Below are 13,496 nucleotides of genomic sequence, written 5' to 3' on the forward strand. Positions count from 1 at the left end.
CGGACTTGACGTTCACGTCTTACTCAGGTGCCGCCGAAAAGCGAGGCGCAATGGATTGTCAGCAGAGCCTTTCCAGCGACGCCTCCCCCAACGATCCCGACACTGATTTTGATCTTGACGGCGACACGCTGCGCGAGGAGTGCGGCGTGTTCGGCATTTTCGGCCATCCGGAAGCCGCGGCGATCACCGCGCTCGGCCTTCATGCTCTCCAGCACCGCGGCCAGGAAGCAGCGGGAATCGTGACCTTCGACGGCCACCGCTTCCACTCCGAACGCCGGCTCGGGCTTGTCGGCGACGCCTTCTCCCGCCGCGAGGTGATTGAACGTCTTCCCGGCAGCGCCGCTGTCGGCCACACCCGTTATTCCACCACCGGCGGCACCATCCTGCGCAACGTGCAGCCGCTGTTCGCAGAACTTCACGCCGGCGGCTTCGCCGTCGCCCACAACGGCAACCTCACCAACGGACTGACGCTGCGCCGCGAGCTGGTGGGCCGTGGCGCCTTGATGCAATCGACCTCCGATACCGAGGCCATCCTTCATCTGGTCGCGCAGTCGAGGCGCGGTCGTTTCATAGAGCGCTATATCGAAGCGCTCCGGGCCATTGAGGGCGCTTATGCGCTGGTGTCGCTGACCAACAAGAAGCTGGTCGGAGCGCGCGATCCGCGAGGCATCCGTCCGCTCGTGCTCGGCGAACTCGACGGTTGCCCGATCCTTGCCTCGGAAACCTGTGCGCTCGACATCATCGGCGCCAAGTATGTCCGTGACATCGAGCCCGGCGAAGTCATCGTGTTTCACCGCAAGGATGACGTCATTCAAACCGAAATTCACAAGCCCTTTCCTCCGATGCCGCCCAGGCCGTGCATCTTCGAGTATATCTATTTTTCACGGCCGGATTCGATCGTCGCAGGCCGTTCGGTCTATGAAGTCCGCAAGGCGTTCGGCGCGCAACTGGCCCGCGAAAGCCATGTCGATGTCGATGTCGTCGTGCCGGTGCCCGATTCCGGCGTGCCGGCCGCCCTTGGCTACAGTCGTTTCTCCGGGGTGCCCTACGAACTAGGCATCATCAGAAATCACTATGTCGGCCGCACATTCATTCAGCCCGCCCAAAGCGTTCGCGAACTCGGCGTCCGGATGAAACATTCCGCCAACCGCGCCGCGATCGCCGGCAAACGCATCATCCTGATCGACGACTCGCTGGTGCGCGGCACGACTTCGAGAAAGATCGTCCGCATGATGCGCGATGCCGGGGCTACGGAGGTGCATTTCCGCCTCGCCTCGCCTCCGATCATTCATCCCGATTACTACGGCATCGACCTGCCCGACCGGAACGGGCTGTTGGCCGCGACCCACAGCCTCGAAGAGATGCGTGAGATGATCGGCGCGGATTCGCTGGCCTTCCTCTCCATCGACGGCATGTACCGCGCTATGGGCGAACCCGGCCGCGATCCCGCGCATCCGAAATACGCCGACCATTGCTTTACGGGCGCCTATCCGACCAGCCTTACCGACCATACCGACGTCGAACCGCAGCCTCATCAGTTGTCGTTGCTCGCGGAAGCCAGCTGAGCGGAAACGCTCCACGGACGACCTGCGGTCAAAGCTGCCGGACCATGAACGCCGCCGCTTTGCTGTAACCGCGCAGCTTCCGCGCGAGCGTGGAATCGGCACCGATCGCGTCGAGCGGGATTGCGCGGAAGCCGTGTCGCCTCCAGAAACCCGCGGAGCCATTGACGGCGACCAGCGAAACGGTCGCGAGCTTTTCGCTGCCGGCGCGCGCGAGCGCCTGCGAAACCGCCAATGACGCCGCGCCGGTGGCGCGCAGTTGGGGCAGCAATGCGAGGTCATGGAGGTAGTATGTCTCGGGGTCGCCGGGCAACTCGCCGAGCCTTGAATTCAACGCCGGAGGATCCAGCGCCCGCCACGGGTGGCTGATGACATAGCCGCCGATATCGCTGCCCGCGCGGCAGACGAGGCAACCGCCCGCGTAGAGCCGGAGCCGCTCGGCGAAAATCTCCCCGTCCTCCGGAAACGCCGGATGAACTTGACCCGCGATTGCCATGACCCGTGGCAGGTCGGCTGACGACATCGGCCGCCATTGGCCTTTGGCCTCGGCGGATAATTCAGGCATAAGGCGCAAACCTCCGTTCTCGTCACCCCTAGCACGAAGCACCCCTGTCATGACAAAACCGCTCACTTCCCGCGTCGCGCTCGTGACCGGAGCTTCGCGCGGAATCGGCTACGCCACGGCGCGCGCGCTTGCAAAAGCCGGCGCGCATGTGATCGCCGTGGCTCGCACGCAGGGCGGACTCGAAGAGCTTGACGACGACATCCGCGACGGCGGCGGCAGCGCGACGCTGGTGCCGCTCAATCTCTCCGACTTCGACGGGATCGCCCGGCTCGGCGCCGCATTGAACGAGCGCCACGGCAAGCTCGATATTCTCGTCGGCAACGCCGGTATCGCCGGTCCGTCCTCGCCGCTCGGCCACATCGAGATGAAACCATGGCAGGACGTGATGGCGATCAATGTCACCGCGAATTTTCAGTTGATCCGCTGCATGGAGCCGTTGCTGCGGCAGTCGGACGCCGGACGCGCGGTGTTCGTCACCTCCGGCGCCGCCGGCAAGGCCAACGCCTATCGCGGGCCCTACGCGGCCTCGAAGGCCGCGCTGGATACGCTGGTGCGATGCTGGGCGAGCGAAACCGCGACGACCGGAATGCGGGTCAACCTGTTCGATCCCGGGCCGGTCCGGACCCGGCTGCGCGCCATCGTGTTTCCGGGCGAGGATCCCATGACGCTGGACACACCCGAACAAATTGCCGAACTCATCATCCCGATGTGCCTGCCCTCCTGGAGCGAGACCGGAAAACTGTACGACTACAAGAGCCGAAGACTGACAGACTCTCGCGACCGACCGGTTTCGAACCTCTAACAAGAGTTCGGGAACCTTCGCGGAGATATTATCGTTTCCGAGTGATGTGGATACCGGCGCGCGCGAAAAACGCGTCGAAACAACATCTGGAGTTCGCTGTATCCTACCAGGGGTGAAGGGCTTCAGATGGTTCAATCGGTTCGGGAGTGATGATGCAAGCCATAGTGGAACGCGTGATCCGCGCTTTTGCCTTCAAGAATTCGCTATTCAGGGAAAACGTCGGCGATGATCGCCGAACTCCGGCCGAACTGGCCGCCGACTTGCTGGTGAACTACAGAACCCAGCTGATGCGGCGTGCGCAGCCTCCCCAAACTCGCTGACCGGCATCCGGTCCAAGTCACACATCTGACGTCTGAACATCTCAATTCTGCACACCGATGGCTACCAGTCCGCGCCGCTAGAGCATTTTCCGGCGAAGTTGGATACCGGTTCGCCGCAAGAAAATGCGACCAGACAACCATTTCTAGAGCATGGTCCGATTCAACTTGATCGGATCATGCTCTATGACTTGCGCTTGCGCTTATGCGCGAACGGATTGGCTTTTTCGCGAAGCGTGATCCGGATCGGCGTGCCTGCCAGATCAAAGGTCTCACGCAAGCTGTTGACCAGATAGCGCAGATAAGATTCCGGAACGGCATCCGCCCGCGAACAAAACACCACAAAGCTCGGCGGACGCGCCTTGGTCTGCGTTGCGTAGTTGAGCTTCAGCCGACGACCGGAGACCGCGGGCGGCGGACTGGCTGCGACCGCCTGCTGAAACCAGCGATTGAGCAACGCCGTTGCGACACGGCGATTCCATACGGCATAGGCGGTTTGGATCGCGATCATCAGCCTATCAATTCCCTCTCCTGTCAGGCCAGAAATCGCGACCACCGGAGCACCCCTGATTTGAGGCAGCCAGTGATCGACATCGTTGCGCAGCGAGGCGATCCGCGCCGAACCGCCCTTCATCAAGTCCCATTTATTCACGGCAATCACGAGCGCGCGGCCTTCGCGCTCGATCAAATCGGCGATGCGGAGATCCTGCTCCTCGAACCTGTTCTGCGCATCCATCATCAACACGACGGCTTCGGCGAACCTGACGGCGCGCAACGTATCCGCCACCGACAATTTCTCGAGCTTTGCCTCGATCCGCGACCTGCGCCGCAATCCGGCGGTGTCGAAGATGCGGAAATCGCGTCCCTTCCAGTTAAGCTCGACCGAGATCGAGTCCCGCGTCGTGCCGGCTTCCGGACTCGTCAGCAGCCGCTCCTCGCTGAGCAGATAATTGATCACGGTCGATTTGCCCGCGTTGGGCCGCCCGACAATGGCCACGCGGATCGGCCGCGACATATCGGGCTCGACGATCTCCTCCTCGTCGACCTCTTCCGCCGGCTCCGGCATCACCGAGCGCAAGGCATCATAAAGATCGCTCATGCCTTCATCGTGTTCCGCGGATACGCCGACCGGATCGCCGAGCCCGAGCGCGTAGGATTCCAGCGCACCGGCGTCCCCGTGCCTGCCCTCGCTCTTGTTGGCGACGAGCACGACCGGCTTGTCGGCGCGGCGCGCGAAATCCGCGAATGAGCGATCCGTCGGCGTGAGGCCCGCGCGCGCATCGAATACGAACATCAGCGCATCGGCAGCTGCAATCGCGGCCTCGGTCTGCTCCTGCATGCGCGCCGTCAGAGAGCCGCGCGGTCCCTCGTCGAGGCCGGCGGTGTCGATCACCGTGAAATCGAGATCGCCGAGACGCGCCTGCCCCTCGCGGCGATCGCGCGTCACGCCCGGCTCGTCGTCAACCAACGCCAGCTTCTGCCCGACCAGACGGTTGAACAGCGTCGATTTTCCGACGTTCGGACGGCCTATGATAGCAATGGTAAAAGACATCGACGCTCCGCACCCGCGCTATAGCGTTTTCGAGCGAAGTGAAATCCGGTTAGCCGGATAATGCTCAAGGGCGGCGTCTCAATACCAGTGTTTCAGCAGCACCGATACCGCTGTCAGCGCGAGAAGCTGCCGCTGGGCAGCGGAGCCGGGAAAGGCGGCGCCGCAGCCGGCTCGGACTGTTGCGCGGCGGGCGGCGGCGGCGCGGCCTGCTGCGCTGGGGGAGCTTCTTCCTTTGGCAGGGACGTCGCCCGGCGATGAACGAGACGCTTGGGCTTGCGGGGTGCAGCGGCTGTGCGGGAATCGGCCGCCGCGGCGCGACGAGACGAGCCCTCCGCCGCGCCCTGTCGCCGCGCCTGCTCTGATTCATCGGGCGGCGCCGGCGCCGCCACGGCCTGCTCCTGCTGAAGCCCGGCATCACTCTTGTAGAGATCCTTCGGCACACCCTGCTCGATACCCGGAACACCATCCGGGAAAACCGGCTGGCGGTTGCCCGGCATCTTCTTCTTGGTGTCGAGGAAGTTGAACATATCGGTCGGATCCCAATTGTTCAGACCGCCACCACCGCAACCGGCCAGCATGCCGCACAGCGAGATCAGAACGGCGGCAGTCAACAGACGTTCCGAGCGGCGCATCGACGGTTTCTCGTTCAAACTTGAGTTCGGCACGCCTGTTCAGCTCTTCGCAACCGGCGGCAGCAAGGCTTGCAAGGCTTCGGCGCGACCGCGCAAACTGGACGGCGTCTGGCTATCCTCGCTGATCATATCAAGCCATTTCCGCGCAGCCGTGGCGTCGTCTGAGCGCCAGGCGGATAACGCCAGAAGCTCCCGCGCGCTATGGCGGAACGTCGCCTCGGGCGCAGCGGCAGGTTCGAGCCGCTGCAGCATGTTGTTGTAGGTCTCGGAGTCCACCAGCAGTGCGGCGGCGCGCACCCGCGCGAAATCGCGCTCGACGCTGCTGAACCCGCCCTCGGTGGCGATAGCGTCATACAATTTCACCGCGGCATTGATGTCATGCCTGGCGGCTTCCGCGGCGGCGCGAAGCCGCGACAGATTACGATATCCGAGAGGCGCGGTCTCCGCCAGTTTGGCGAAAGCCGCCTGGGCTTCGGCATGCTTGTTCTGATCAGCCAGCGCTGCCGCCGCTTCAAAAGCTGAACTGGCCTCGGCGGCCTTCTGGGTCTGGAGATACTGGTATCCACGCCAGCCGCCGACAGCGACGAGCACGAGTATGACGGCGGCAATGATGAGCGCCGAATACTGGCCCCAGATCTTCTTGAGCCGCTCGCGACGGAGCTCATCATCAATTTCACTGTATATTTCAGTCACTTATAATCGCCCCAATTCCGCAAACGTCAAACCGCGCGGCGCGTAACCCACCATGTCGGCTGCGGTATCGTAGCGATATGGCACCGACAAGGCAAAAAGCGAACCTGATCGGCTAGATCACGATGGTTTGGATCGAATCGATCCAAAACCATGAACGTGATCGATTCTAATATTTTGAGACGCGGGATGCGGGCGGAAAACCGCTACACACTTATCCTCATCCCGTTCTAGGGCCTCGCTTTTGATGGAATCAGAAGCGAGGCCCTATGATCTTTGATGCGTTCTCCTCACGCAAACCGGTATCCATCCCCGGATCAAGGCCGAGGACATGCTTCGCTCGAAAACGCTATAATGGCGAAGCAGCCCAACCGTTCAAAGCGTCTTCAGATATTCGAGGAGCGCTTTCTTGTCGGCGTCCGGCAGACTAGTCCCGAACTCGTGGCCGCAACGGCTGTTGCCGGAGTTCAGATCATCACAACCGGTCGTTTCGCGGACGTTGCCGGCCTGGGTCTGATTGGCGGCAATGCCGATGTTATCCACGTCATAGTCGGACCCGATCGCAAAACGCTGCTGCCGTTGGCTTGCAGGCTTGAGCAGTTCGGCGAGGCTCGCGACCGAACCATTGTGCAGGTACGGCGCGGCCGCCCAGATGCCGTAGAGAACCCGCGATTCATACGCGCCCTTCGGAGGCGCGGGGGTCGCGGCATCGGTGTTCGAGCTTCCGGCACCCATGTCCAGTCGAAGACGGGTTTCAGGAGTTGCAGCGGCCTCAGGAAACCTGAATGCGCCCGGCAAGTCCTGCAAGACGGCCGGGAGTTGAGTGGCGTCGACGGGCTGGGGTGCGCCAGGCGCGGCCTCGGACTGAACAGAGGCGCCGAGAGCGCTTGGAGAGGCGCCTTTCGAAAAGCTCAGGACATGCTCTCCGATCGTGCCGATCACCGAGGTCGACAGAATGTTGAACGCGAGGTCGGTTTCTTTCAGAGGCTTGGTCGCGAACGGAATGTAGGCGCCTTTCAGCACGCCTGATTTAGCCGTCCATCCCAGGATATCGTACTCACGCGTGTCCGTTCCGACGTTCTGAATTGGCGTCGCCCAAGTCTTTTGAAAGGGGAAGCGCTCCTTGCCGGCTTTCTGGCCATGGCATTCCTGGCAGCCGCCGTCAGCAGCCGGCCGTTCAAAGACAGTCTTGCCCTTGGCCGCGAGCTTCGCATCGACGGACCATGGCCATTTCGGCGGCCCGATCTTCTTTGCAAGATCCTCAAGCTTCTGCAGCCCGTCGAAATTCACGGAGTTGTTGTTCAGGAAGTCGATGAACAGGCCGTCGCGCGTCGGCTGGAAGTTGCCGAACACGCCCATCACCTCGCCGACATTCCGAGCCAGCCCGAGAATATCGCTCCCGTTATCAGCGAAGCCCGGCCACTGCGTCTTGTCCTGTTTGGGTGCGTTCCAGAGGAAAGGATAGCGAACCGGCGCGTCGGCTCTGTGAATGTTCTCCGGGATCAGAAAGGTCGGCTCGGGACCGAGGCCCAACCCGGTCACGCGATTGAAGATCATGCCGACCGCATCGAGGCGTCCCAATCCCCAGCCAGGGTTCGGAAGGGACCGATCGACAATGGCGTGATAGCGAACGTACCATGCATCCACGTCGCTCCGCAGCGCGGCGACTTTGTCGCTATCGGGCTTGGGTGTCTGAAGGACAGACGCCGCGAATGCCTTGAACGCGGCATCATCGGACGTCGCCCGCGCCATCGCTTTGTCGAGGTCGCTCAGGAACGCCTGGAAATCGACGAGAGCCGGTCCTCCGTCGATGCGATACTGCCGGTCCGCGACCTTGATCTGGCGGGTGTGACAGGCGGAGCAGGTCATCCCGACGACCTTCGCGCCGGTCGGCCCGGACGCGTAGAAACCGACAGGAAGCTCCGTCGAAGCATCGAGAGCCGGCAGGTATCCGTACCGCGTCAAACCGTCCGCGAGAAAGGGAGCGCCGTCAGCTTGCTTGAGCGCCTTGAGCCACGCCCACGGAATGAGGCGCGAACCTTGATCGCGCGTGTAGAAATCGCTTCGGCTGGACATGTCCCAGGCCGCACCCTGGTCAACGAATACCGGACCGGACTGGTCGGCGAAGGATGATGAAGCGATGGGCAGATTGAGGAGGGCGAGGGCCAAAATAAGGGTTCGCATCTGTGCTCCGAGCGTACAGCCGTTTGTGGCTGTCGTGTTGTTATCAACGCGCCGCCTGCTAGCGGCAGGCGTACTTTGCACGGATAACGTGTTCTCGCAACAGTTGTGACAACAAGAAAATTCTAGTCAAGCGATCGTAAAGTTGAGGGGAAATTCGAGCCGGACCAATGCCGATCCATAGCGTTTTCGAGCGAAGTGGATACCGGTTCGCGTGAAGAAAACGCGTCAAAACATAAAGCTGGAGTCTTCACCGTTTCCATGAAGCGGTGAAGACTCTAGCTTTTCGGCTTCATCGCATAAACGTGCTCCGGGCCGGGAAAGGCGCGGCTGCGCACGTCGCGCGCATAGCCTTCGATCGCGGCCTCGATCATGGGGCCGAGTTCGCCGTAGCGCCGGACGAATTTCGGCGCGCGCGGCGACAGGCCCAGCATGTCCTCCAACACCAGCACCTGACCGTCGCAGGCGGGACTGGCTCCAATGCCGATCGTCGGGATCGCGACCGTTTCCGTGATCCTGCGCGCCAAAGGCTCCGCGACGGCTTCGATCACCATCGAGAATGCGCCGGCTTCCGCGACGGCGCGCGCATCATCCTCGATCGGCTGCCATGTCCCTTCCTCGCGTCCCTGCGCGCGAAACGAGCCAAGCGTGTTGATCGATTGCGGCGTCAGGCCGACATGCCCCATCACGGGAATCCCGCGCGCGGAAAGAAACGCGATGGTCTCCGCCATCTTCACGCCGCCTTCGAGCTTCACCGCGCCGCAAAGCGTCTCCTTGAGAAGGCGCGCGGCGGAATGAAACGCCTGCTCCTTCGAGGCCTCGTAGGAGCCGAACGGCATGTCCACCACGACCAGCGCCTGTTGCGATCCGCGCATTACGGCGCGGCCCTGCAGGATCATCATGTCGAGCGTGACCGGCACGGTGGTCTCGAAACCGTGCATCACGTTGCCCAGGCTGTCGCCGACCAGAATGACGTCGCAGTAACGGTCGACCAGCGCCGCGGTATGAGCGTGATACGAGGTCAGCATCACGATCGGATCGCCGTTCTTGCGAGCGCGAATGTCGGGTGCCGTCCTGCGCCTGATGGCCGACTGGACTGACATGCTACGCTCCGAAGACGGGAACGCCGAGGACGAAAGGATGGAAAAGAGCGCCGATCGCGACATAGACGACGACGCCGACGACGATCGCGATCACGTCGTTGCGAACCCCGCCGACCGGAATCGGCAGGCCACCCGGATCCGAGCGGTGCTTAAGCGAGATACGGTCGATAACCGCCCACGCCAGGATCGATCCGAACAGGATGATCGAGCCGAGGTCGCCGTTGGCGAGCAGATGCGCCGTCGCCCACAGCTTGATCCCCGCCAGCATCGGATGCTTCAGCTTCGCATAGATGCGGCCGCGGATATAGGACGCGACCACAAGAATGATGGATGGCAGGATCAGCGCTTCGGCGATATGCTTCATCACGCGCGGCGGATACCAGACGTCGATCACGCCGGTGGCGCGATAACTCAGAAATCCCCAAAGGGTCAGCGCGACGCCAACCGCCGATATCAGCGAGAACCCGATCTTGTACGGCCCTTCGCCATAGGACGAGATCAGCCGCGCGCGAAACTCGCGCCGTGTCACGACGAGATGCACGCCGAGGGACAGAACAAGGCCAGCAATCATCACCAATAGTCCCATCTTATCCTCCTGTGTGCACTGGCCCCCGATTAACACCCTTGACGAGTTTCAGGCAACACGGCGCGGGAACGCAAGCAAACATGTTTTTGTCGCAACAACACCCCGCAATCACCTTGAATGACTGGGAACGCGGGCGTTCGATCGCGGTTATCGCCGCTCCACCAACCAGATGGAGCATACGCAAATGAACCTCAGACTTCTCGCCGCCACCGCTGCCGTCACGGCCTTCGGAATTGCGGGAGCCCAGGCTCAGCAGCCCTCGCCTTACGGCCAGACCCAGACGCAGCAGAACGACAGCGTCCGTGGCAGCGCGGGAGCGTCCGGATCGCCGCATACCCAGAAAGTTCATCCGAGAGGATCGGCTAAAGGCACGGTCGGCGCGGCTCCAGGGCGTGGCAACGTCGACGCAGGCGCCGCCGGATCGATGGATGCAGCACCGCCGCCGGCAGGCATCAACGGCGCTCCCCGCCCCGGCGGCCCGATGCGCTAACCCTTCACTTTTCAAAAACGGCCGGTCCCGCACCGGCCGTTTTCGTCAGGTGAAATCATGACGTCTTCTTCACGTCCTTGACGCTGGAAAAAACGATGCCTTCGGCGCGCTCTCGCGTGTAGCCAAGATAGAATTCATTCTTCGCCAAGAACACCGGATCGCCGTCGACATCATCCGCAACGCCGGAGCCGTTGGCGGCAATGAAGACATCGAGCTTCTTGCGGTCGTCTGATGAAATCCAGCGCGCGAGCTGAAACTCGCAGACCTCGAAATCCACCGGCAGCGAATATTCGGCATCGAGGCGCGCCTTCAGTACGTCGAGCTGCAACATCCCGACGACGCCGACCAGCGCGGGCGCTCCGTCGCGCGGGCGGAAGACCTGCACAACGCCCTCCTCCGACATCTGCTGCAAAGCTTCCTTCAGCTTCTTCGCCTTCATCGCATCGGTCAGCCGCACGCGGCGGACGATTTCCGGCGCGAACGAGGGCACTCCGACGAAAGTGACATCCTCACCTTCGGTCAGGGTGTCGCCGATCCGCAAGGTGCCGTGATTGGGAATGCCAACCACGTCGCCGGCGAACGCCTCGTCCGCGATGGCGCGATCCTGCGCGAAAAAGAACTGCGGCGAGGACAGCGGCATCGGCTTGCCGGTACGCACCAGCTTCGCCTTCATGCCGCGCGTCAGCTTGCCGGAACACAGGCGCGCGAAAGCGATGCGGTCGCGGTGGTTGGGATCCATGTTCGCCTGGATCTTGAACACGAAGGCGGTCATGCGCGGCTCGTCGGCCTCGACCTTGCGCAGATTGGACTCCTGCGCGCGCGGCGGAGGCGCGAAGTTTCCGAGACCCTCCAGAAGGTCGCCCACGCCGAAATTGCGCAAGGCCGAGCCGAAGTAGACCGGCGTCAGATGCCCCTCGCGAAATGCCTCAAGTTCGAACGGCTTGCAGGCCTCGGTGGCCAGCGCCAGCTCCTCCCTGATTTCATCGACATTCAGGTTGGCGTTTCGCGCGGCGAGATCGGCGATGTCGATCCGTTCAGCCGCGCCGGTCTTGGCGCCGCCGCCTTCGAGCAGGCGGATGCCGCCGGTCGCGATATCGTAGGTGCCGAGAAAATCGCGGCCGCGCCCGACCGGCCAGGTCATTGGAGTGGTATCGAGCGCCAGCGTTTTTTCGATCTCGTCCAGCAGTTCGAAGGTATCGCGACTCTCCCGGTCCATCTTGTTGATGAAGGTGACGATCGGGATATCGCGCAGGCGGCAGACCTCGAACAGCTTCCGGGTGCGGGCCTCGATGCCCTTGGCCGCGTCAATCACCATGACGGCGGAATCCACCGCGGTCAGGGTGCGGTAGGTGTCCTCGGAAAAGTCCTCGTGACCCGGCGTATCCAGCAGATTGAAGACCCGGCCGTCGAACTCGAAGGTCATCACCGACGTGACCACCGAGATGCCGCGGTCACGCTCGATCTTCATCCAGTCCGACCGGGTATTGCGTCGCTCCCCCTTCGCCTTGACCTGTCCGGCGAGGTTGATGGCGCCGCCGAACAGCAAGAGCTTTTCCGTCAGCGTGGTCTTGCCGGCGTCCGGGTGCGAGATAATCGCGAAGGTGCGCCGGCGCGCGACTTCCGCCGCCAGCGGCGAGGCAGGTGTCGATTCGGTCTTTAAGGCGAGGTCGGGCATCAGCGAGCGTGTGGCAGGGAAAATCGGCCGGATCAAGGGGATTTGCATCCTCCGCCCGGAGCGCGGCCGGATGCTTGCCGGACGCTCCCTCTCGCCCCATATCAGGGTCGCGGAAGGACGACCTTTCGTATCCCACACAACCACGCGCGGGGACGGCCCTGCCTCATGTCTTGGGAGGACCGCATGGCCTGGCTTTTATTGTTCGCCGCCGGGGTGATGGAAATCGGCTGGGCGATCGGCCTCAAATACACCGACGGGTTTACGCGGCTGGTGCCGTCCATGCTGACATTGGCGGCCATGGCGATCAGCCTTGGTTTGCTCGGACTAGAGCATGATGAGTTTAGATTTGGTTGTATCCTGCATTGACGAAGTAGTTGGCGCATTCAGCCGGTGCAACGGTTTCGAGGATCGGAGCGATAGCATTGTAGACGGCCTCGGTGGTCCGCTGCGCGGCTTTGCGTAGCCAGTGTTTGAACTTGGCAAAGAACTGCTCGATCGGGTTCAGATCAGGCGAGTATTTCGGCAGGTAGAAGAGCCGGGCACCGGCGGCACGGATGACGCGACGCACGGCGCTGGCCTTGTGCGAGCCGAGGTTGTCCATAATGACGATGTCGCCGTGCCGCAGGGTCGGGACCAGAACCTTCTCGATGTAGAGAAGGAAGGCTTCGCCGTTGATCGGCCCCTCGATGAACCACGGCGCGGTGATGCGATCGTGGCGCAGAGCGGCCATAAAGGTCATGGTCTGCCAGCGGCCATGCGGCACCTTGGCTCTGATGCGTTGACCGCGCGGCGCCCAGCCCCGCAGCGGCGCCATATTGGTTTTGGTCCAGGTCTCATCGATGAACACCAGCCGAGTGGGATCAATCCGATCTCGATACTTGGTCCATTGCGCTCGCCGACGGGCGACATCGGGACGATCCTGCTCTGCAGCAATCAGCGTCTTTTTTTGTAACTGAGCTTCACAGCGTGAACGAACTCCCACATCGTGCGGTAATCGACCTTAAGGCCACGCTCGGCAAGTTCGGCCACCAGCCCGCGCACGGTAAAGTCCTTTCGGCACCGTTGCAGCAGCCATTCGCGGTGCGGCCCCGCAATCTTCTTTGGCCTATAGCCGCCGATCTGGCTTGGCGCGACGCTGCCGGTCTCGTGGAAGCGTTGTACCCAGTTGATCGCCGTGCTGATGCCCACCCCAAACTGGGCCGCAGCCTGATGCCGCGACAGGCCGCCTTTAACGACAGCACGCACTACCCGCTCACGAAGGTCGTTCGAATAGGCTCGTCCCATCCATGCTGGCCTCCTTCCCAGTCAGCATGTTGAATCAGATGAATTCTGATTTGGGAA

The 13,496-nt window shown here is 62.4% G+C and carries 13 protein-coding genes and 1 pseudogene; 5 read left to right on the plus strand and 9 right to left on the minus strand.

What is annotated here, in order from left to right; genetic code table 11:
• The first annotated feature begins 50 nt into the window (after nt 1–50).
• A complete protein-coding gene (purF, locus tag NWI_RS10515) occupies nt 51–1,565 on the plus strand; it encodes an amidophosphoribosyltransferase (protein ID WP_011315262.1) in 1,515 nt (504 codons plus the stop codon).
• Between the two features lie 28 nt (nt 1,566–1,593).
• Here purF and NWI_RS10520 read toward each other — a convergent pair whose 3' ends face one another.
• On the minus strand, nt 1,594–2,127 hold the full coding sequence (locus NWI_RS10520; RefSeq protein ID WP_011315263.1) for a GNAT family N-acetyltransferase: 534 nt from the start codon (nt 2,125–2,127) through the stop codon (nt 1,594–1,596).
• Nucleotides 2,128–2,176: 49 nt separating this feature from the next.
• Between NWI_RS10520 and NWI_RS10525 the strand changes: the two genes are divergently transcribed.
• Together NWI_RS10525 and NWI_RS17960 are read left to right on the plus strand one after the other, a co-directional pair.
• On the plus strand, nt 2,177–2,929 hold the full coding sequence (locus NWI_RS10525; RefSeq protein WP_011315264.1) for an SDR family NAD(P)-dependent oxidoreductase: 753 nt from the start codon (nt 2,177–2,179) through the stop codon (nt 2,927–2,929).
• Nucleotides 2,930–3,075: 146 nt separating this feature from the next.
• On the plus strand, nt 3,076–3,249 hold the full coding sequence (locus NWI_RS17960) for a hypothetical protein (RefSeq protein ID WP_210160323.1): 174 nt from the start codon (nt 3,076–3,078) through the stop codon (nt 3,247–3,249).
• A 181-nt stretch (nt 3,250–3,430) separates the two neighbouring features.
• Here NWI_RS17960 and der read toward each other — a convergent pair whose 3' ends face one another.
• The 6 genes from der to NWI_RS10555 form a co-directional block, all read right to left on the minus strand.
• Nucleotides 3,431–4,798 (minus strand): ribosome biogenesis GTPase Der, encoded by a 1,368-nt coding sequence (der, locus tag NWI_RS10530; protein ID WP_011315265.1) that lies wholly within the window; start codon nt 4,796–4,798, stop codon nt 3,431–3,433.
• Nucleotides 4,799–4,911: 113 nt separating this feature from the next.
• Nucleotides 4,912–5,430, minus strand: a complete 519-nt coding sequence (locus tag NWI_RS10535) for a hypothetical protein (protein WP_011315266.1) — start codon at nt 5,428–5,430, stop codon at nt 4,912–4,914.
• A gap of 39 nt (nt 5,431–5,469) precedes the next feature.
• Entirely contained in the window at nt 5,470–6,123 is a 654-nt protein-coding gene (locus NWI_RS10540) for a tetratricopeptide repeat protein (RefSeq protein ID WP_011315267.1), read from the minus strand.
• A gap of 372 nt (nt 6,124–6,495) precedes the next feature.
• Entirely contained in the window at nt 6,496–8,304 is a 1,809-nt protein-coding gene (locus tag NWI_RS10545; RefSeq protein ID WP_011315268.1) for a di-heme-cytochrome C peroxidase, read from the minus strand.
• Nucleotides 8,305–8,579: 275 nt separating this feature from the next.
• On the minus strand, nt 8,580–9,404 hold the full coding sequence (gene panB, locus NWI_RS10550) for a 3-methyl-2-oxobutanoate hydroxymethyltransferase (RefSeq protein WP_011315269.1): 825 nt from the start codon (nt 9,402–9,404) through the stop codon (nt 8,580–8,582).
• Nucleotide 9,405: 1 nt separating this feature from the next.
• Nucleotides 9,406–9,990, minus strand: coding sequence for an NnrU family protein (locus tag NWI_RS10555; RefSeq protein WP_041345004.1), 585 nt, complete (start codon nt 9,988–9,990; stop codon nt 9,406–9,408).
• Between the two features lie 184 nt (nt 9,991–10,174).
• Here NWI_RS10555 and NWI_RS10560 point away from each other — a divergent pair, with 184 nt between their 5' ends.
• On the plus strand, nt 10,175–10,480 hold the full coding sequence (locus NWI_RS10560) for a hypothetical protein (protein WP_244374895.1): 306 nt from the start codon (nt 10,175–10,177) through the stop codon (nt 10,478–10,480).
• Between the two features lie 55 nt (nt 10,481–10,535).
• Here NWI_RS10560 and NWI_RS10565 read toward each other — a convergent pair whose 3' ends face one another.
• Nucleotides 10,536–12,155, minus strand: a complete 1,620-nt coding sequence (locus tag NWI_RS10565) for a peptide chain release factor 3 (RefSeq protein ID WP_011315272.1) — start codon at nt 12,153–12,155, stop codon at nt 10,536–10,538.
• Between the two features lie 183 nt (nt 12,156–12,338).
• Between NWI_RS10565 and NWI_RS10570 the strand changes: the two are divergent.
• Nucleotides 12,339–12,482, plus strand: a pseudogene (locus NWI_RS10570) (SMR family transporter); the annotation flags it as partial.
• A 13-nt stretch (nt 12,483–12,495) separates the two neighbouring features.
• Here NWI_RS10570 and NWI_RS17000 read toward each other — a convergent pair.
• A protein-coding gene (locus NWI_RS17000; RefSeq protein WP_187147962.1) for an IS630 family transposase occupies nt 12,496–13,439 on the minus strand; the annotation gives its coding sequence in 2 pieces (ribosomal slippage) (nt 12,496–13,101 and nt 13,104–13,439; 942 coding nt in all).
• Nucleotides 13,440–13,496 lie beyond the last annotated feature (57 nt).

Origin of the sequence: Nitrobacter winogradskyi Nb-255 (assembly GCF_000012725.1) — a bacterium.
GTDB classification, from domain to species: domain Bacteria; phylum Pseudomonadota; class Alphaproteobacteria; order Rhizobiales; family Xanthobacteraceae; genus Nitrobacter; species Nitrobacter winogradskyi.

Excerpts from the sequence above, each read along its gene's own strand:
- purF (WP_011315262.1), top strand. The coding sequence starts at position 51 with ATGGATTGTCAGCAGAGCCTTTCCAGCGACGCCTCCCCCAACGATCCC.
- NWI_RS10520 (WP_011315263.1), bottom strand. The coding sequence starts at position 2,127 with ATGCCTGAATTATCCGCCGAGGCCAAAGGCCAATGGCGGCCGATGTCG.
- NWI_RS10525 (WP_011315264.1), top strand. The coding sequence starts at position 2,177 with ATGACAAAACCGCTCACTTCCCGCGTCGCGCTCGTGACCGGAGCTTCG.
- der (WP_011315265.1), bottom strand. The coding sequence starts at position 4,798 with ATGTCTTTTACCATTGCTATCATAGGCCGTCCGAACGTCGGAAAATCG.
- NWI_RS10535 (WP_011315266.1), bottom strand. The coding sequence starts at position 5,430 with ATGCGCCGCTCGGAACGTCTGTTGACTGCCGCCGTTCTGATCTCGCTG.
- NWI_RS10545 (WP_011315268.1), bottom strand. The coding sequence starts at position 8,304 with ATGCGAACCCTTATTTTGGCCCTCGCCCTCCTCAATCTGCCCATCGCT.
- panB (WP_011315269.1), bottom strand. The coding sequence starts at position 9,404 with ATGTCAGTCCAGTCGGCCATCAGGCGCAGGACGGCACCCGACATTCGC.
- NWI_RS10555 (WP_041345004.1), bottom strand. The coding sequence starts at position 9,990 with ATGGGACTATTGGTGATGATTGCTGGCCTTGTTCTGTCCCTCGGCGTG.
- NWI_RS10560 (WP_244374895.1), top strand. The coding sequence starts at position 10,175 with ATGAACCTCAGACTTCTCGCCGCCACCGCTGCCGTCACGGCCTTCGGA.
- NWI_RS10565 (WP_011315272.1), bottom strand. The coding sequence starts at position 12,155 with ATGCCCGACCTCGCCTTAAAGACCGAATCGACACCTGCCTCGCCGCTG.